Source organism: Citrobacter sp. UYEF32, from assembly GCF_040546205.1.
Classification (GTDB): Bacteria; Pseudomonadota; Gammaproteobacteria; order Enterobacterales; family Enterobacteriaceae; genus Phytobacter; species Phytobacter diazotrophicus.
This window is the reverse complement of the sequence record NZ_JBEPNI010000001.1, coordinates 788,960-806,920: the sequence shown is the minus strand read 5'-3', so window position 1 is coordinate 806,920 and position 17,961 is coordinate 788,960. Positions and strand designations below refer to the sequence as shown.

The following is a 17,961-nucleotide window of genomic DNA, read 5'->3' as shown; positions in this document are numbered from 1 at the left end:
CGGCCTTCATGATGAGGGCCGGAAATAATAAAAGCGCAACCTCTCATAATTCTGAACACTATTTTTGTCGTCAGGAAATAATTAAAAATACGCGCCAGACCACAGAAAAAACATATTGTTTTATTGGTGTAACATATTCCATTCATATAATTTTATGCAATATTCTCAGGTAGTTATATTGCTGCTATAGTCAGGCTATCTTCGTACGTAACTTATTCTTTTACTACTTTTTTAGAGAAAGGAGAGACGTATGCCTGGGTTTAAAGCAGATTTTCTGTGGGGTGGCGCGGTGGCGGCGCATCAGCTTGAAGGCGGCTGGCAGGAAGGCGGTAAAGGCGTCAGTGTCGCTGATGTGATGACCGCCGGGGCGCACGGCGTTCCGCGCGAAATTACCGATGGCGTCTTGCCGGGAAAAAACTACCCAAACCATGATGCCATCGACTTTTATCACCGCTATAAAGATGACATCAAACTCTTTGCGGAAATGGGGTTTAAATGTTTCCGTACGTCAATTGCCTGGACACGTATTTTCCCGAAAGGTGATGAATTAGAACCAAATGAAGCCGGCCTGCAGTTTTATGACGATCTCTTCGATGAATGTCTGAAATACAATATTGAACCGGTCATTACCCTCTCGCATTTCGAAATGCCTTATTACCTGGTCACTGAATACGGTGGCTGGCGTAACCGTAAGCTTATTGATTTCTTTGTGCGCTTCGCCAAAACGGTATTTACCCGCTACAAAGGCAAAGTGAAATACTGGATGACGTTTAACGAAATCAACAACCAGGCCAATTATCACGAAGATTTCGCGCCGTTTACCAACTCGGGCCTTAAATACAAAGAAGGTGAGGATCGTGAGCCGGTAATGTACCAGGCGGCGCACTATGAGCTTGTCGCCAGTGCGCTGGCGGTGGAAGCCGGGCATGCGATTAACCCTGATTTCCAGATTGGCTGCATGATTGCCATGTGCCCGGTCTATCCGCTCACCTGTAACCCGGACGACATGATGATGTCCGTCTCGGCGATGCACCGCCGTTACTGGTTTACCGATGTGCACGTTCGCGGTTATTACCCGCGCCATCTGCTAAATTACTTCGCCCGTAAAGGCTTTAAGCTTGATATTACCGACGAAGATTTGCACATCCTGAAACGGGGCTGTGTAGATTATATCGGCTTTAGCTATTACATGTCGTTTGCCACCAAAGCCACTGCGGATAACCCGCAACTGGACTATGACGAAACGAAGAGTCTGGTGAAAAACCCGTATGTGAAAGCATCGGACTGGGGATGGCAGATCGATCCGGTGGGGCTGCGTTTTTCACTGAACTATTTTTACGATCTTTATCAACTGCCGCTGTTTATCGTGGAGAACGGCTTCGGCGCTATCGATCAGAAAGAAAGTGACGGCTCGGTAAACGATCAGTACCGCATCGAATACCTGCAAAGCCACCTGCGCGAAATGAAAAAGGCGGTGGTGGAAGATGGCGTGGATCTGATGGGTTACACCCCGTGGGGCTGTATTGACCTGGTTTCTGCGGGTACGGGCGAAATGAAAAAACGCTACGGCTTTATCTATGTCGATAAAGATAACGAAGGCAACGGGACACTTGAACGCAGCCGTAAGAAATCGTTCTGGTGGTACCAGCAGACAATTAAAAGTAACGGCGAAAACCTTTAACGACGATCCCCTCCAGCGGAGGGGATTTTTTTTAGATAACCAGCCAGATAAGGGCGAAGGCAATAAGCAACGCGACCAGGAACAGACCAGGCCGGGTTGAGAGGTTTTTGACGCTTTCGATGATCGGCGCGAAAAGCGGGCTGTAGATCGGCTGAATATTTCGTGCTTCCAGCACACCCGATGTTCGTTCTGCGCGATGTAAAAAAACCTGATTGAGAATGTCCTGCACTTGCGCCGTTGTCAGTACTGTCTGCGGCGTGGCCTGCCAGTTCTGACGGGCATAATCGGTGATAGTTTGCCACTCAACATTATCCAGCGGCTGCTTAAGTGCGGTTTGCACGCTTTGCAGTGTCGGGGAAGTCTGGGTGCTTAATGTCTGACGCGCCTGCAGCCAGGTCATTAAGTGGGTAAAATGTTTTGCCGGGATGAGCTCTCCGGTTTTCACGCCGGATAATTCCATCATAGATTGCCAAATCAATTTACCGGATTCACCCGTCGCAGCGGCCAGTTTGGTCACCGCCTGGTTGAGCGAATTGTGCTCAGCGGGCAACAGCGGGCGGTCTGTCGCCGGGCGTTGCAAGGGCTGAGGTACCGAAATCTGGTTGTTCTGCAGCAGCGTCAGCACCGTTTTAAGCTGCTCTGGCGTAAGCTGGCTCAGCGCCGTCTGACCAAACTGCTGGCGAATAAAGTCGCTAACCGCCTGGCGGTTATTACCCTGACCGAGCAATTCCGTCAGTTGCGAGATAACCTGGCGGGTGGTGTGATTCTGCGTGGCGGTATCCAGACGCTGGTTGAGATTCTGCTCTGCCGCCGGGAAATGGCGTGACAGCAGCGGCGCGTCATTCTTCAAACCCAAATCATGTTTAACCCCGGCCCAGACTTCGGCGCTCTGCTGTTGCGTGAGCGCCACCAGGCGAATAATCAACCGCTCCAGCACAGTGCGCTGGATTGTCGATAACGGCTGCTCTCCGGCGGCCAAAGTAGGGGGCGTAGGGTCTTGCCCCGGAGGGCGCGCGGGGGTGCCCTGAATGGGTTGCATCATGGAAATCCTCTGGGTCTCGCACGTCGTGTAGCGGCATTGCAGGTATGCCTGGCAGCGAGATTATGGCACACTTAAAAGCTTAACTCCCGTTCTCTAACCGGTACTGTAACGTGAAAATCCTTGTTGATGAAAATATGCCCTACGCCGGCGATTTGTTCCGTCGTCTGGGTGAGGTAAAAGCTGTGCCTGGTCGTCCCATTCCGGCTGCGGAATTGGCGGATGCGGATGCGCTGATGGTGCGTTCCGTGACGAAGGTGAATGAAGCGCTGCTCAGCGGTACGCCGATTAAATTCGTGGGTACGGCAACGGCGGGTACCGATCACGTTGACGAGCAATGGTTGCAGCAGGCGGGGATCGGTTTTTCTGCCGCTCCGGGGTGTAATGCCATTGCGGTTGTGGAATATGTTTTCTCATCCCTGATGCTGTTGGCCGAACGTGACGGTTTCGATCTGCGCGACCGCACCGTCGGGATTGTCGGAGTGGGTAATGTCGGCGGTCGTCTGCAGGCGCGCCTGGAAGCCTGGGGGGTACGCACATTGCTGTGCGATCCGCCGCGTGCCGACCGTGGCGATGAGGGTGATTTTCTGCCGCTCGACGCCCTGGTACGCGAAGCTGATGTGCTGACCTTCCACACGCCGCTGTTTAAAGACGGGCCGTACAAAAGCTGGCATCTGGTGGATGAAGAGGTAATTAGCCGCCTGAAACCTGGCGCTATTCTGATTAATGCCTGCCGGGGCCCGGTGGTGGATAACGCCGCCCTGTTGCGTCGTCTGGAGGCAGGTCAGCCGCTGAGCGTTATCCTTGACGTCTGGGAACCGGAGCCGGATCTCGACGTGGCGCTGCTGGCAAAAGTGGATATCGGTACTGCGCATATCGCTGGCTACACGCTGGAAGGGAAAGCACGTGGCACAACACAGGTGTTCGAAGCGTTTAGCGATTTTATCGGCAAACGTCAGCAGGTTGCGCTGGATACGCTGCTGCCTGCGCCGGAGTTCGGTCGCATTACGCTGCACGGCCCGCTCGATCAGTCGATCCTAAAAAGACTCATTCATTTGGTGTATGATGTGCGCCGCGACGATGCACTGCTGCGAAAAGTGGCGGGCATCCCGGGTGAGTTCGACAAGCTGCGTAAAAATTATCTTGAGCGTCGGGAATGGTCATCGCTATATGTGCAGTGTGATGACGACCAGGCGGCTACACTGCTGCAAAAGCTGGGTTTCAACGCTGTCCATCACCCAATTCGTTAATGTCATCTTAATGCTACCTGCCGGATACTCCGGCGGGTACGCTTTTTTCTGGAGTAAATCACCATGTCTGAAGGCTGGAATATTGCCGTACTGGGCGCGACAGGCGCTGTCGGAGAAGCCTTACTCGAAACGCTTGCGGAGCGTGAGTTCCCGGTGGGCGATTTGTATGCGCTGGCGCGTAATGAAAGCGCCGGTGAGACGCTGCGTTTTGGCGGAAAAACCGTACGCGTTCAGGATGTTGCGGAATTTGACTGGACGCAAGCGCAACTGGCGTTCTTTGTCGCCGGTGCTCAGGCGACGGCTGAGAATATTGAAGAAGCCACCAACGCCGGTTGTCTGGTGATTGACACCAGCGGTCTGTTCGCGCTGGAGCCGGATGTGCCGCTGGTTGTGCCAGAGGTGAACCCGTTTGTCCTGGCCGATTACCGCAATCGTAATCTCATTGCCGTGCCGGATAGCCTGACCAGCCAGTTGCTGATCGCGCTGAAACCGCTGATCGACGAAGGTGGCCTGTCACGTATTGGCGTGACCAGTCTGCTCTCCGTGTCGGCGCAGGGCAAACCGGCGGTGGATGCCCTTGCCGGGCAAAGTGCGAAGTTGCTCAACGGCATTCCGATCGATGAGGACGACTTCTTTGGCCGGCAACTGGCGTTCAATATGCTGCCTATTCTGCCGGACCGTGAAGGTGCGGTTCTGGAAGAGCGTCGTCTGGTGGACCAGGTGCGTAAAATTCTGCAGGACGACGGGCTGATGATATCCGCGAACTGCGTCCGCGCGCCGGTCTTTTATGGCCACGCGCAGATGGTCAGCTTCGAAGCGCTGCGTCCACTGGCGGCAGAAGAGGCCCGTGATGCGTTTGCCCGCGGTGAAGATATTGTGCTGTCCGAAGAGAATGAATTCCCGACCCAGGTTGGCGATGCTTCCGGTAGCGCTCATCTCTCTGTCAGTTGCGTACGTAACGATTATGGCCTGCCTGAACAGATTCAGTTCTGGTCGGTGGCAGATAACGTACGTTTTGGTGGGGCGCTGATGGCGGTGAAAATCGCTGAGAAACTGGTACAGGAGTACCTGTACTAATGTCAGACGTTGTTGAACAACCACTGTTGAAAATTGCGCTCGGTATTGAGTACGACGGCAGTAAGTATTACGGCTGGCAGCGTCAGCAAGAAGTACGCAGCGTGCAGGAAAAACTGGAAAAAGCGTTGTCGCAGGTCGCCAATGAGCCGGTGACGGTTTTTTGTGCCGGGCGTACCGATGCCGGTGTGCATGCCACAGGGCAGGTGGTCCATTTTGAGACTCGCGCGGTACGTAAAGACGCGGCCTGGACCCTGGGCGTAAATGCGAATTTACCTGGAGACATCGCGGTACGTTGGGTGAAAGATGTGCCCGATGATTTCCACGCGCGGTTTAGCGCGACAGCGCGTCGTTATCGCTACGTTATCTACAATCATCGTTTACGCCCGGCGGTACTGAACCAGGGGGTGACGCATTATCACCTGCCCCTTGATGCGGAACGCATGCAGCGTGCGGCGCAATGTCTGCTGGGTGAAAATGATTTTACCTCGTTTCGCGCGGTACAGTGCCAGTCACGCACGCCGTGGCGCAACATGATGCACATTAACGTTCAGCGTTATGGTGCATATGTGGTGGTGGATATCAAAGCGAATGCCTTTGTACATCATATGGTGAGAAACATTGTCGGTAGCCTGATGGAAGTGGGTGCCAACAACCAGCCGGAGAGCTGGATAGCAGAGCTACTGGCGGCTAAGGACAGAACGCTGGCGGCAGCAACGGCGAGAGCAGAAGGGTTGTATCTGGTGTCGGTCGATTACCCGGACCGTTTCAACTTACCCCGCCCGCCAATGGGTCCGCTGTTTCTCGCGGACTAGTCGCAATCAACCAAGGCATAGACAATATGGACGTAATTCGCTTTCTTATTGATTTCATTCTGCACATTGATGTTCATCTGGCGGAGCTGGTCGCGCAATACGGTATCTGGGTATACGCGATCCTGTTTCTGATTTTGTTTTGCGAAACCGGGCTGGTGGTTACGCCGTTTTTACCGGGGGATTCGCTGCTGTTCGTCGCGGGCGCGCTGGCCTCACTGCCCACTAACGATATCAACGTTCACGTTATGGTGATGCTGATGCTTGTTGCGGCCATTCTCGGCGATGCGGTGAATTACACGATAGGGCGCCTGTTCGGCGACAAGCTATTTAGCAACCCGAACTCGAAAGTGTTCCGTCGCAGCTATCTCGATAAAACCCATCAGTTTTATGAGAAACACGGTGGCAAAACCATTATTCTTGCCCGCTTTATCCCCATTGTGCGGACGTTCGCGCCTTTCGTCGCCGGGATGGGGCATATGTCCTACCGTCATTTCGCGGCGTTCAACGTGATCGGGGCGCTGTTCTGGGTGCTACTGTTTACTTATGCTGGCTACTTCTTCGGTACGCTGCCGATGGTGCAGGAAAATCTTAAGTTACTGATTGTCGCGATCATCGTGGTGTCTATACTTCCTGGGGTGATTGAGATCATTCGCCACCGTCGAGCGGCAGCGCGACAGGCAAAATAAGATGTCTATGGCGGTTCGACCACTTTTTTATCCCAAGTTGCGAACTGTTATGTTTTAATGTGCCCCATTTATGGGCTACCAGGTTCATGTATAAAGGTTATCAATGAGCTGGATTGAACGAATCAAAAGCAATATTACCCCCACCCGTAAGGCGAGCATCCCTGAGGGCGTGTGGACGAAATGCGATAGCTGCGGCCAGGTACTGTATCGTGCCGAGCTGGAGCGTAACCTTGAGGTCTGCCCGAAGTGTGACCACCATATGCGCATGACTGCGCGTAACCGCCTGCATACATTGCTGGACGAAGGTTCACTGGTGGAACTGGGTAGCGAACTCGAGCCGAAAGACGTGCTCAAGTTCCGTGACTCCAAAAAATACAAAGACCGTCTGGCGACGGCACAGAAAGAGACCGGCGAAAAAGATGCGCTGGTGGTAATGAAAGGCACGCTGCATGGTATGCCGGTTGTCGCGGCAGCGTTTGAATTCGCCTTTATGGGCGGCTCAATGGGCTCTGTCGTGGGTGCGCGTTTTGTTCGCGCCGTTGAGCAGGCACTGGAAGATAACTGCCCGTTGATCTGTTTCTCCGCCTCGGGTGGCGCACGTATGCAGGAAGCGCTGATGTCGCTGATGCAGATGGCGAAAACCTCCGCAGCGCTGGCGAAGATGCAAGAGCGCGGCCTGCCGTATATCTCTGTACTGACTGACCCAACCATGGGTGGCGTTTCCGCGAGTTTCGCGATGCTGGGCGATCTGAATATTGCCGAGCCGAAAGCGCTCATTGGTTTTGCCGGCCCGCGCGTTATTGAGCAGACCGTACGTGAAAAACTGCCGCCGGGATTCCAGCGCAGTGAATTCCTGATTGAAAAAGGGGCGATCGACATGATCGTTCGTCGTCCGGAAATGCGCCTGAAACTGGCCAGCATCCTGGCGAAGCTGACCAATCAGCCAGCACCGAGCCCGGATGCGCCGCGTGAAAGCGTGGTGGTGCCCCCGGTGCCCGATCAGGAAGCCGAGGCCTGATAATACCGAAGGGCAGGGCCATCACGGCGCTGCCCTTTTGCTTTTTACATCGTCAAACATCCTACGGGCATCATGGAAAATAAACGCATTTTGCAAGCCACGTCGCCCCTGGCCGCGTGGCTTTCTTATCTGGAAAACCTGCACAGCAAAACCATTGACCTGGGACTTGAGCGCGTAAGCCAGGTTGCAGCGCGTCTTGATGTTTTGCGACCGGCGCCGTTTGTCTTTACCGTTGCGGGAACCAATGGTAAAGGCACGACTTGCCGTACTCTCGAATCCATTCTCCTGGCGGCCGGATATCGTGTGGGCGTCTACAGTTCGCCGCATCTTATCCGTTATACCGAGCGCGTCCGCGTACAGGGCGAGGAGCTGACGGAACTCGAGCACACCCGTTCTTTTGCCGAAATTGAAGCGGTGCGCGGTGAAACATCATTAACCTATTTTGAATACGGTACGCTGTCGGCGCTGTGGCTGTTTAAACAGGCGAAGCTGGACGTTGTTATCCTCGAAGTGGGTCTGGGCGGGCGTCTTGACGCCACCAATATGGTCGATGCGGATGTCGCCGTGGTAACCAGCATTGCGCTTGATCATACCGACTGGCTGGGGCCAGACAGAGAAAGTATCGGTCGCGAAAAAGCGGGCGTCTTCCGGGGCGGTAAACCGGCGGTAGTCGGCGAAAGCGATATGCCGTATACCATCGGCGAGGTGGCTGTGGAAAAAGGCGCTCTGCTGATGCGCCGGGGCGTAGACTGGCAGTATGAAGTAGAGCAGGGCCAGTGGCGTTTTCGCGACGGCCAGGGCGAGTTGAGCGGTTTACCGCTGCCGCAGGTGCCGCAGCCAAATGCCGCAACGGCGCTTGCAGCACTGCGGGCCAGTGGGCTGGCGGTGAGCGAGCAGGCTATTCGTGACGGTATCGCCAGCGCAATTTTGCCTGGTCGCTTTCAGATTGTGGCTGAAAACCCACGTCTTATTCTGGATGTGGCGCATAATCCTCATGCGGCGGCTTACCTTGCCGGGCGGCTGGCGGCAGAGCCTAAGCGCGGTCGCGTGCTGGCGGTCATCGGCATGCTGCATGATAAAGACATCGCCGGAACGCTCGCCTGTCTGGAGCCTGTGGTCGATAGCTGGTATTGTGCCCCTCTGGAGGGGCCACGCGGTGCGACGGCAGAACAGTTGATGGCGCACTTACCGCAAGGGAAGGCGTATCAACACGTTGCGCAGGCCTGGCAGGCAGCGATGGCGGAGGCCACAGCAGAAGATACCGTGCTGGTGTGTGGTTCATTCCATACGGTGGCACATGTCATGGAAGCGATGGAAGCGGGGAGAACCGGTGGCAAGTAAGTTTCAGAACCGTTTGATGGGAACCATTGTGCTGGTTGCGCTCGGGGTGATTATTCTGCCCGGGCTGCTGGACGGGCAAAAAAAGCATTATCAGGATGAGTTCGCCGCCATTCCTCTGGTACCCAAACCCGGCGATCGTGATGAGCCGGATATGATGCCAGCGGCCACGCAGGCGCTCCCAGCTCAGCCGCCGGAAGGGGCAGCGGAAGAGGTCCAGGCTGGCGAGGCGGCAGCGCCGTCGCTGGATGCCTCCCGGCGGGCTGTCAGTGGGGCGACGACGCCGGATGTCACGATGCAACCCGTCGCGCCGAAGCAGGTTGAACAGCCAAAACCGGTTGAGAAGCCCAAGCCACAGCCACAGAAACCCGCAGAACAGGTGGCGGCAACGCCGCCTGCGGATCAGCCGCCCGCGGCGGATAAGTCTGCGCCAGTGGGTAAAGCCTGGGTGGTACAACTGGGTGCGCTTAAGAACGCTGACAAAGTTAATGAAATTGTCGGTAAACTGCGCGGTGCAGGTTATCGCGTTTATACTGCGCCCACCACGCCAGTACAGGGTAAAATCACCCGCATCCTGGTCGGTCCGGATGCATCAAAAGATAAACTCAAGGGGTCGCTTGAGGAGCTTAAGCAACTGTCAGGCTTGAGCGGTGTGGTAATGGGGTATAGCGCGAACTAGCGTGCGTTTTGTTCCCCCTCACCCTAACCCTCTCCCCAAAGGGGGCGAGGGGATGGTTTGCTCCCTCTCCCTTGAGGGAGAGGGCCGGGGTGAGGGTGTAAATACGAATTCAAAAACACGCCCGAAGAGGCTAAAGATCCGATGGCGTTGAATATTTTTTCAGCGCCATTTTTATTTACGCGCGGGAAGGAAATCCCTACGCAAACGTTTTCTTTTTCTGTTAGAATGCGCCCCGAACTGGATGACAGGGCGTAAATCGTGGGACACATATGGTCTGGATTGATTACGCCATCATCGCGGTGATTGGTTTTTCCTGTCTGGTTAGCCTCATCCGCGGCTTTGTTCGTGAAGCGTTATCACTGGTGACATGGGGTTGTGCTTTCTTTGTTGCCAGTCATTACTACACTTACCTGTCAGTCTGGTTTACGGGCTTTGAAGACGAACTGGTACGCAATGGGATATCCATCGCCATCCTGTTCATCGCGACGCTGATTGTTGGCGCTATCGTCAATTACGTGATAGGTCAACTTGTGGAGAAAACCGGCCTGTCGGGTACAGACAGGGTGTTGGGGATCTGTTTTGGCGCGCTACGCGGGGTGCTAATTGTCGCCGCCATTCTGTTCTTTCTCGATACCTTTACGGGCCTGTCAAAAAGCGAAGACTGGCAGAAGTCGCAGCTTATCCCGCAATTCAGTTTCATCATCAGATGGTTCTTTGACTATCTGCAAAGTTCGTCAAGTTTCTTGCCCAGAGCGTAATCGCTCTGAGATGTGGCTTAACGAGGAAAAGACGTATGTGCGGTATTGTCGGTATCGCCGGTGTTATGCCGGTCAACCAGTCGATTTATGACGCGTTAACGGTGCTTCAGCACCGTGGTCAGGATGCCGCTGGCATCATCACGATCGATGCAAATAATTGTTTCCGTCTGCGCAAAGCAAATGGTCTGGTCAACGATGTTTTCGAAGCCCGCCATATGCAGCGTCTTCAGGGCAACATGGGTATCGGCCATGTGCGTTACCCAACCGCTGGCAGCTCCAGCGCCTCCGAGGCTCAGCCTTTTTACGTTAACTCCCCTTACGGCATCACGCTTGCCCATAACGGCAACCTGACCAATGCTCATGAGCTGCGTAAAAAGCTGTTTGAAGAAAAACGCCGCCACATCAACACCACGTCTGATTCCGAAATCCTGCTGAATATTTTCGCCAGCGAGCTGGATAATTTCCGCCATTATCCGCTGGAAGCAGACAACATTTTCGCCGCTGTCGCCGCGACCAACCGCCAGATCCGTGGCGCGTATGCATGTGTTGCGATGATCATCGGCCACGGTATGGTTGCTTTCCGCGACCCGAACGGTATTCGTCCTCTGGTACTGGGTAAACGCGATATTGGTGACGGTCGCACTGAGTACATGGTGGCGTCAGAAAGCGTGGCGCTCGATACGCTGGGCTTTGAATTCCTGCGCGATATCGCGCCGGGCGAAGCCGTCTACATCACCGAAAAAGGTCAGTTGTTTACCCGCCAGTGTGCGGATAATCCGGTCAGCAACCCGTGCCTGTTCGAATACGTCTATTTTGCGCGTCCGGACTCCTTCATCGACAAAATCTCCGTCTACAGCGCGCGTGTCAATATGGGCACCAAGCTTGGCGAGAAGATTGCGCGTGAATGGGAAGATCTGGATATCGACGTGGTTATTCCCATCCCGGAAACCTCCTGCGATATCGCGCTGGAAATCGCCCGCATTCTTGGCAAGCCGTACCGTCAGGGTTTTGTGAAAAACCGCTACGTTGGCCGTACCTTTATTATGCCGGGTCAGCAACTGCGTCGTAAATCCGTCCGCCGTAAGCTGAACGCGAACCGCGCTGAGTTCCGCGATAAAAACGTGCTGCTGGTGGATGACTCCATCGTACGTGGTACCACTTCTGAGCAGATTATTGAGATGGCCCGTGAAGCCGGGGCGAAGAAAGTGTACCTCGCCTCTGCGGCGCCGGAAATTCGTTTCCCGAACGTCTACGGTATCGATATGCCGACCGCGAACGAACTGATTGCACATGGTCGTGAAGTGGATGAGATTCGCCAGATCATCGGCGCTGATGGCCTGATTTTCCAGGATCTGACCGATCTGATCGACGCTGTGCGCGCGGAAAACCCGGATATCCAGCAGTTCGAGTGCTCAGTCTTTAATGGCATCTATGTCACCAAAGACGTGGATCAGGGGTATCTCGACTACCTCGACTCGCTGCGTAACGACGATGCGAAAGCCGTGCAGATGCAGAACGATCTCGAAAGCTTAGAGATGCACAACGAAGGGTAATCGACCCGTTTTCGCCCTCTCCGCCCGGAGGGGGCGCTCATCAGTTGCAACTGTTGGCATAATCCGGCAAAGTCTGCCTCAGTGTAGATAAAGGCGACGGATATGAAACGACTCATTGTGGGGATCTCAGGGGCCAGCGGCGCGATTTACGGCGTGCGCTTGTTGCAGGTATTACGCGACGTGGCGGACATTGAAACCCATCTGGTGATGAGCCCGGCCGCGCGCCAGACCCTCTCTCTCGAAACCGATTTTTCTCTGCGTGATGTTCAGGCTATGGCGGATGTAGTGCATGACGCCCGCGATATCGCTGCTAACATCTCTTCCGGCTCATTTAAGACCGCAGGCATGGTCGTATTGCCCTGTTCGATAAAAACGCTCTCTGGCATTGTGCACAGCTATACAGACGGCCTGCTGACGCGTGCGGCGGATGTGGTGTTAAAAGAGCGTCGCCCGCTGGTGCTTTGCGTGCGTGAAACACCGTTGCATTTAGGCCATCTGCGTTTGATGACGCAGGCCGCAGAACTGGGGGCTGTTATCATGCCGCCGGTCCCCGCGTTTTACCATGCGCCGAAAACGCTGGATGACATTATTAACCAGACCGTGAACCGCGTTCTGGATCAATTTGATATCGCTCTGCCGGAAGATCTGTTCAGCCGCTGGCAGGGGGGAAATGCCTCCAGATAGTGCGCATCATTGCCCGATGCCCTTTTTTAGGGCATTTTTGCAATCGCGATCATATCCTCAACATTTAATTCCTTTTTTCCCCTGTTAACACTCCGGTTCGTTCGGCGGACCTGCTATCTTTCACCATTAAGGTCAATTTGCAACGTTTCATTAACAAATTTAACGCTGTTGTTTTTCAGCGCTAAAAATCTGGCATAAGACGTGCAAGTAAACTCGCAGCAACACACAACACAACGCAGCACAAAATAAAATCAGAATACTTGAGGGTAATGTATGAAGAAGACGGTTATTGCTCTGTCTTTACTGCTGGGCCTGTCCGCGGCATCCAGTGTTTACGCAGCGCTTCCCCAGACTGTACGCATCGGTACTGATGCGACATACGCACCTTTCTCTTCCAAAGATGCGAAAGGGAATTTTGTCGGTTTTGACATCGATCTCGGTAATGAAATGTGTACCCGCATCAAGGTCAAATGTACCTGGGTTGGCAGCGATTTTGACGCGCTCATCCCGTCTCTGAAAGCGAAGAAAATCGATGCGATTATCTCCTCTCTCTCTATTACCGAAAAACGTCAGCAGGAGATTGCTTTCTCCGACAAACTCTATGCTGCTGATTCCCGTCTGATCGCCAAAAAAGGCTCGCCGATCGTGCCGACGCTGGACTCTCTGAAAGGCAAACACGTAGGGGTTCTGCAGGGGTCTACGCAAGAAGGTTATGCGAATGACAACTGGCGCACTAAGGGTATCGATGTGGTGGCCTACCAGAACCAGGATCTGATCTACTCTGATCTCGCCGCAGGCCGTCTGGATGCTGCATTCCAGGACGAAGTGGCTGCCAGCGAAGGCTTCCTGAAACAGCCTGCCGGTAAAGATTTTGCGTTCGCCGGTCCGTCCGTTAAAGATAAAAAATACTTTGGTGATGGCACCGGGATCGGTCTGCGTAAAGACGATACCGAGCTGAAAGCGGCCTTCGACAAAGCCTTTGCTGAAATTCGTAAAGACGGTACCTACGATAAGCTCGCGAAGAAATATTTCGACTTTAACGTCTACGGCGAGTAAAGCAGCTGTTTTTGGGACAAACGATGCGCCATTTTGGTTTTCCAGGATGGTGCATAAATACGTGTGATGTTTAAAGTTGGTGCGTCTGATGCACCGAAATGGCGCAACGCTGCATAGTTAAGCAAAAACCATGCAAAAAAAGCCGGCAGGCGGGCAGAATGCTTTGCCTTGCCGTGCCATATAATGGCACGATAGCGACACCGTATTCTTCTAATAAATCCCTTAGGAAAGACAGTCTGTTGAGGATAATTATGAAAAAATTGGTGTTATCACTTTCTCTGGTGCTCGCTATCTCCAGCGTTTCTAGCGCATTCGCAGCCATTCCGCAAAAACTCCGCATCGGTACTGACCCAACTTATGCTCCTTTCGAATCAAAGAATTCGCAGGGCGAATTGGTTGGTTTTGACATCGATCTGGCGAAAGAGCTGTGTACGCGTATCAAAACCCAGTGTGTCTTTATTGAAAACCCACTGGACGCGCTGATTCCTTCGCTTAAAGCGAAAAAAATCGACGCCATCATGTCATCTCTCTCAATTACTGAAAAACGCCAACAGGAAATTTCGTTCACCGACAAGCTGTATGCAGCGGATTCTCGTCTGGTTGTGGCGAAAGACTCCGACATCGTTCCCGATCTCGCGAAGCTGAAAGGCAAACGCATTGGCGTTTTGCAGGGCACCACGCAGGAAACGTACGGTAATGTTCACTGGGCACCGCAGGGTATTGAAATCGTCTCCTACCAGGGACAGGACAATATCTACTCTGACCTGACCGCAGGCCGTATTGATGCTGCGTTTCAGGATGAAGTGGCCGCCAGCGAAGGTTTCCTGAAAACGGCGATGGGTAAAGACTACAAATTTGGCGGTCCGTCCATTAAAGACGAGAAGCTGTTTGGCGTCGGCACCGGTATGGGGATTCGTAAAGACGATAACGAACTGCGTGAAGCGCTGAATAAAGCCTTCGCGGAAATGCGTGCAGACGGAACTTACGAAAAACTGGCGAAAAAGTACTTTGATTTTGATGTTTATGGTGGTTAATTCCACGCGTGTTTAACGTGCGACCCCTTCCGCCCGGAAGGGGAAGAGACGCGGCAGACACGAATACGACAGGACAGGCTGCATGCTGTATGGTTTTTCTCAAGTTATCTTTCATGGTGCCCTTGTCACGCTGGAACTGGCTATCAGTTCCGTGGTGCTGGCGGTACTGATTGGCCTGGCCGGTGCGGGCGCAAAACTCTCTAAAAACCGTCCGTTAGCGCTGGTTTTTGAAGGCTACACCACATTGATTCGCGGCGTGCCCGATCTGGTGCTGATGCTGCTGATTTTTTACGGATTGCAAATAGCCCTCAACACGCTGACCGATGCGATGGGTATGGAGCAACTCGATATTGATCCTATGGTGGCGGGTATTATCACCCTGGGGTTTATTTATGGTGCCTATTTCACCGAAACCTTCCGTGGCGCTTATATGGCGGTGCCGAAAGGGCATATCGAGGCTGCCACCGCGTTTGGTTTCACCAACTCACAGACCTTTCGCCGTATTTTGTTTCCGGCCATGATGCGCTTCGCATTGCCGGGAATTGGCAACAACTGGCAGGTTATTCTCAAAGCGACGGCGTTAGTGTCGTTATTGGGGCTGGAAGATGTGGTGAAAGCCACGCAGCTCGCCGGGAAAAGTACCTGGGAGCCGTTCTACTTTGCCGTTGTATGCGGCCTGATTTATCTGGTGTTTACCACCGTTTCTAATGGCGTACTGCTTCTTCTCGAACGTCGCTACTCCGTAGGTGTGAAGAGGGCTGACCTGTGATCGAGATTATTCAGGAGTACTGGAAATCGCTGTTGTGGACCGATGGATACCGCTTCACCGGGGTGGCTATTACCCTGTGGCTGTTGATCTCTTCGGTGGTGATGGGCGGCGTCATGGCGGTATTTTTGGCCATTGGTCGCGTCTCCAGCAACAAATACATTCAATTTCCCATCTGGCTGTTCACGTATATTTTTCGCGGTACGCCGCTCTATGTGCAGTTGCTGGTGTTTTACTCAGGCATGTACACGCTGGAAATCGTGAAGGGAACGGAACTGCTCAACGCGTTTTTCCGCAGCGGCCTCAATTGTACGGTGCTGGCGTTAACGCTCAATACCTGTGCTTACACCACCGAGATTTTCGCCGGGGCGATCCGTTCGGTACCGGCCGGGGAAATTGAAGCCGCCCGCGCCTATGGTTTCTCGTCGGTGAAAATGTATCGCTGCATTATCCTGCCGTCGGCGCTGCGCATTGCGCTGCCTGCCTACAGCAACGAAGTGATTTTGATGCTCCACTCTACCGCGCTGGCTTTTACCGCGACGGTGCCGGATCTGCTCAAAATCGCCCGTGATATTAACTCCGCGACCTACCAGCCGTTCACCGCGTTTGGTATGGCGGCAGTACTGTATTTGATCATCTCTTATGTGCTGATTAGCCTGTTCCGCAAGGCGGAAAAACGCTGGCTGCAGCATATAAAACCTTCTTCGACGCACTGAGAACATCATGTCTGACAATAAATTAAACGTTATCGATTTACATAAACGCTACGGCGAGCATGAGGTGTTGAAAGGGGTGTCGCTGCAGGCTAACGCCGGGGATGTGATTAGCATTATTGGCTCGTCCGGCTCCGGTAAAAGTACCTTTCTGCGCTGCATAAACTTTCTTGAGAAGCCAAGTGAAGGAACGATCATCGTCAATGGCGAGAACATCAACCTGGTGCGCGATAAAGACGGTCAATTGCGGGTGGCGGATAAACAGCAACTGCGTTTGTTGCGTACCCGCCTGACAATGGTGTTTCAGCATTTCAACCTGTGGAGCCACATGACGGTTCTGGAAAACGTCATGGAAGCGCCAATCCAGGTGCTGGGGCTGAGCAAACAGGAGGCCCGCGAGCGTGCGGTGAAATACCTGGCAAAAGTGGGTATTGATGGTGTTCAGCAGGCGAAATACCCGGTGCATCTCTCTGGCGGTCAGCAGCAGCGCGTCTCTATTGCCCGTGCGCTGGCAATGGAACCGGAAGTCTTGCTGTTTGACGAACCCACTTCCGCGCTGGACCCGGAGCTGGTGGGCGAAGTGCTGCGCATCATGCAGCAACTGGCGGAAGAGGGAAAAACCATGGTGGTGGTGACGCATGAAATGGGCTTTGCCCGCCATGTGTCCACCCATGTGATTTTCCTGCATCAGGGCAAAATTGAAGAAGAGGGCGCGCCGGATGAGCTGTTTGGCAATCCGAAAAGCCCACGTCTGCAGCAGTTCCTCAAAGGTTCACTTAAGTAATCCTCGGGCTACCGGCGCTCGCCGGTAGCCGCTTATTCCGCCAGCAGTTGCAGCGCGGTATCTTCGTCCGTCACCAGCCCATTGACCCAGCCACCGACCAGGGCTGCGCGAATGGCGGCAAGTTTACGTTCCCCTCCGGCAAACCCGACCACTTTTCGTTGCGTGTGGCTGGTGAGCGGCACACTGGTCAGCATTGCATCCAGTTCGGAATCCAGGCGTACACCCTGATGGTTAAAGAAATGGCCAAGCATCTCGCCTGCGACATGCTGCGTCTCCAGATCTTTGACCTGGGCGTCGGTAATAAACCCCTCGGTGTTCAGCGGGCAACCCAATTTCACCTCGCCAATGCCAAGGAAAGTGACATCCGCGTTAAGCGCTCTTGCCGCCACGCGCTGGTAGATCTGATGCTGGCACCAACTGTTTTTATCTTCCGGGCTATCGGCATAGAGCGGCGCCGGAATGAAAAAATACTTACCCTGCATTTTTTCCGCCATTTTCAGCGGCACATCGTAACGGGTACCGGAGTCATCCCGTGCGATGGCGCCGATCATCGACACGCACTGATGTTGCGGTCGCTCCAGCGACGGCAGGGCGTCAATCACGGCGCGCAGCGTTTTACCGGAGCCGACACCAAAGACCTGCGGTTTCTCTTCACAGATAAATTGTGCCATCACCTGTGCCCCTTCAACGGCCAGCATCTGCTGAATGGCATCATCTTCCAGCCCGGCAGATGGCACAACGCGACACAGGTTGAGGGCATATTTTTCTTGCAGGTCATGCGCCAGTTTCAGACAACGGGTTACCGGATGGCTGATATTGACGGTAACCATCCCGGTTTCGCGGGCGCCGGAAATGAGCCGTTGTGCTACCTGGCGCGACAGGCCCAGCGCCGAGGCAATATCCTGTTGTGTTAATCCCGCCACGTAATACATCCATGCGGCACGGGCGGCGAGTTCCTGTTTTTTCTCTTCTTTGTTCATCACACATTCCCCTAATTTCCTGCCGCCATTGTACGCGCAATGGTCAGCTTAAC

18 protein-coding genes are annotated in these 17,961 nt (G+C 53.9%); 16 read left to right on the top strand and 2 right to left on the bottom strand.

Features of this window, described 5'->3' with window-relative positions; translation table 11 throughout:
- The first annotated feature begins 250 nt into the window (after positions 1–250).
- Positions 251–1,681, top strand: coding sequence for a 6-phospho-beta-glucosidase (locus ABIB59_RS03970; protein WP_354034078.1), 1,431 nt, complete (start codon positions 251–253; stop codon positions 1,679–1,681).
- A gap of 31 nt (positions 1,682–1,712) precedes the next feature.
- Here the strand turns inward: ABIB59_RS03970 and flk are convergent, their stop codons facing one another.
- Positions 1,713–2,720: a flagella biosynthesis regulator Flk gene (gene flk, locus ABIB59_RS03965; RefSeq protein WP_039079843.1), complete on the bottom strand. Its 1,008-nt coding sequence runs from the start codon at positions 2,718–2,720 to the stop codon at positions 1,713–1,715.
- 113 nt (positions 2,721–2,833) lie between these two features.
- Here flk and pdxB point away from each other — a divergent pair, with 113 nt between their 5' ends.
- The 15 genes from pdxB (at position 2,834) to hisP (ending at position 16,928) form a co-directional block, all read left to right on the top strand.
- Positions 2,834–3,970 (top strand): 4-phosphoerythronate dehydrogenase PdxB, encoded by a 1,137-nt coding sequence (gene pdxB, locus ABIB59_RS03960; RefSeq protein ID WP_354034076.1) that lies wholly within the window; start codon positions 2,834–2,836, stop codon positions 3,968–3,970.
- Positions 3,971–4,033: 63 nt separating this feature from the next.
- Entirely contained in the window at positions 4,034–5,047 is a 1,014-nt protein-coding gene (locus tag ABIB59_RS03955; protein ID WP_071196201.1) for an aspartate-semialdehyde dehydrogenase, read from the top strand.
- Positions 5,047–5,859, top strand: coding sequence for a tRNA pseudouridine(38-40) synthase TruA (truA, locus tag ABIB59_RS03950; RefSeq protein WP_039079846.1), 813 nt, complete (start codon positions 5,047–5,049; stop codon positions 5,857–5,859). The genes ABIB59_RS03955 and truA overlap by 1 nt, the downstream gene beginning before the upstream one ends.
- Positions 5,860–5,885: 26 nt before the next feature.
- Positions 5,886–6,545 carry a DedA family protein gene (locus ABIB59_RS03945; RefSeq protein ID WP_354034073.1) on the top strand — a complete coding sequence of 220 codons (660 nt, stop codon included), beginning with the start codon at positions 5,886–5,888 and terminating at the stop codon, positions 6,543–6,545.
- A gap of 103 nt (positions 6,546–6,648) precedes the next feature.
- Positions 6,649–7,563: an acetyl-CoA carboxylase, carboxyltransferase subunit beta gene (accD, locus tag ABIB59_RS03940; protein ID WP_039079848.1), complete on the top strand. Its 915-nt coding sequence runs from the start codon at positions 6,649–6,651 to the stop codon at positions 7,561–7,563.
- A 72-nt stretch (positions 7,564–7,635) separates the two neighbouring features.
- Positions 7,636–8,904, top strand: coding sequence for a bifunctional tetrahydrofolate synthase/dihydrofolate synthase (folC, locus tag ABIB59_RS03935; RefSeq protein WP_354034071.1), 1,269 nt, complete (start codon positions 7,636–7,638; stop codon positions 8,902–8,904).
- The gene (gene dedD, locus ABIB59_RS03930) at positions 8,894–9,580 is read left to right on the top strand and encodes a cell division protein DedD (protein WP_271850108.1); all 687 of its coding nucleotides are present in this window, start codon (positions 8,894–8,896) and stop codon (positions 9,578–9,580) included. The genes folC and dedD overlap by 11 nt, the downstream gene beginning before the upstream one ends.
- Before the next feature lie 269 nt (positions 9,581–9,849).
- Complete coding sequence (gene cvpA, locus ABIB59_RS03925) at positions 9,850–10,338, top strand: colicin V production protein (protein ID WP_039079851.1); 489 nt, start codon at positions 9,850–9,852, stop codon at positions 10,336–10,338.
- Between the two features lie 35 nt (positions 10,339–10,373).
- Positions 10,374–11,891, top strand: a complete 1,518-nt coding sequence (gene purF, locus ABIB59_RS03920) for an amidophosphoribosyltransferase (protein WP_039079852.1) — start codon at positions 10,374–10,376, stop codon at positions 11,889–11,891.
- Between the two features lie 102 nt (positions 11,892–11,993).
- On the top strand, positions 11,994–12,575 hold the full coding sequence (locus ABIB59_RS03915) for a UbiX family flavin prenyltransferase (RefSeq protein ID WP_165158234.1): 582 nt from the start codon (positions 11,994–11,996) through the stop codon (positions 12,573–12,575).
- Between the two features lie 273 nt (positions 12,576–12,848).
- Positions 12,849–13,631, top strand: a complete 783-nt coding sequence (gene argT / locus ABIB59_RS03910) for a lysine/arginine/ornithine ABC transporter substrate-binding protein ArgT (RefSeq protein WP_039079854.1) — start codon at positions 12,849–12,851, stop codon at positions 13,629–13,631.
- A 251-nt stretch (positions 13,632–13,882) separates the two neighbouring features.
- A complete protein-coding gene (hisJ, locus tag ABIB59_RS03905) occupies positions 13,883–14,665 on the top strand; it encodes a histidine ABC transporter substrate-binding protein HisJ (protein ID WP_039079855.1) in 783 nt (260 codons plus the stop codon).
- Between the two features lie 82 nt (positions 14,666–14,747).
- Complete coding sequence (locus ABIB59_RS03900; RefSeq protein ID WP_039079856.1) at positions 14,748–15,434, top strand: histidine ABC transporter permease HisQ; 687 nt, start codon at positions 14,748–14,750, stop codon at positions 15,432–15,434.
- Positions 15,431–16,147, top strand: a complete 717-nt coding sequence (locus tag ABIB59_RS03895; RefSeq protein ID WP_039079857.1) for an ABC transporter permease — start codon at positions 15,431–15,433, stop codon at positions 16,145–16,147. The genes ABIB59_RS03900 and ABIB59_RS03895 overlap by 4 nt, the downstream gene beginning before the upstream one ends.
- 7 nt (positions 16,148–16,154) lie before the next feature.
- Positions 16,155–16,928: a histidine ABC transporter ATP-binding protein HisP gene (gene hisP / locus ABIB59_RS03890; RefSeq protein WP_039079858.1), complete on the top strand. Its 774-nt coding sequence runs from the start codon at positions 16,155–16,157 to the stop codon at positions 16,926–16,928.
- Between the two features lie 32 nt (positions 16,929–16,960).
- Here the strand turns inward: hisP and ABIB59_RS03885 are convergent, their stop codons facing one another.
- The gene (locus ABIB59_RS03885; RefSeq protein ID WP_169039039.1) at positions 16,961–17,908 is read right to left on the bottom strand and encodes a sugar-binding transcriptional regulator; all 948 of its coding nucleotides are present in this window, start codon (positions 17,906–17,908) and stop codon (positions 16,961–16,963) included.
- Between the last annotated feature and the right edge of the window lie 53 nt (positions 17,909–17,961).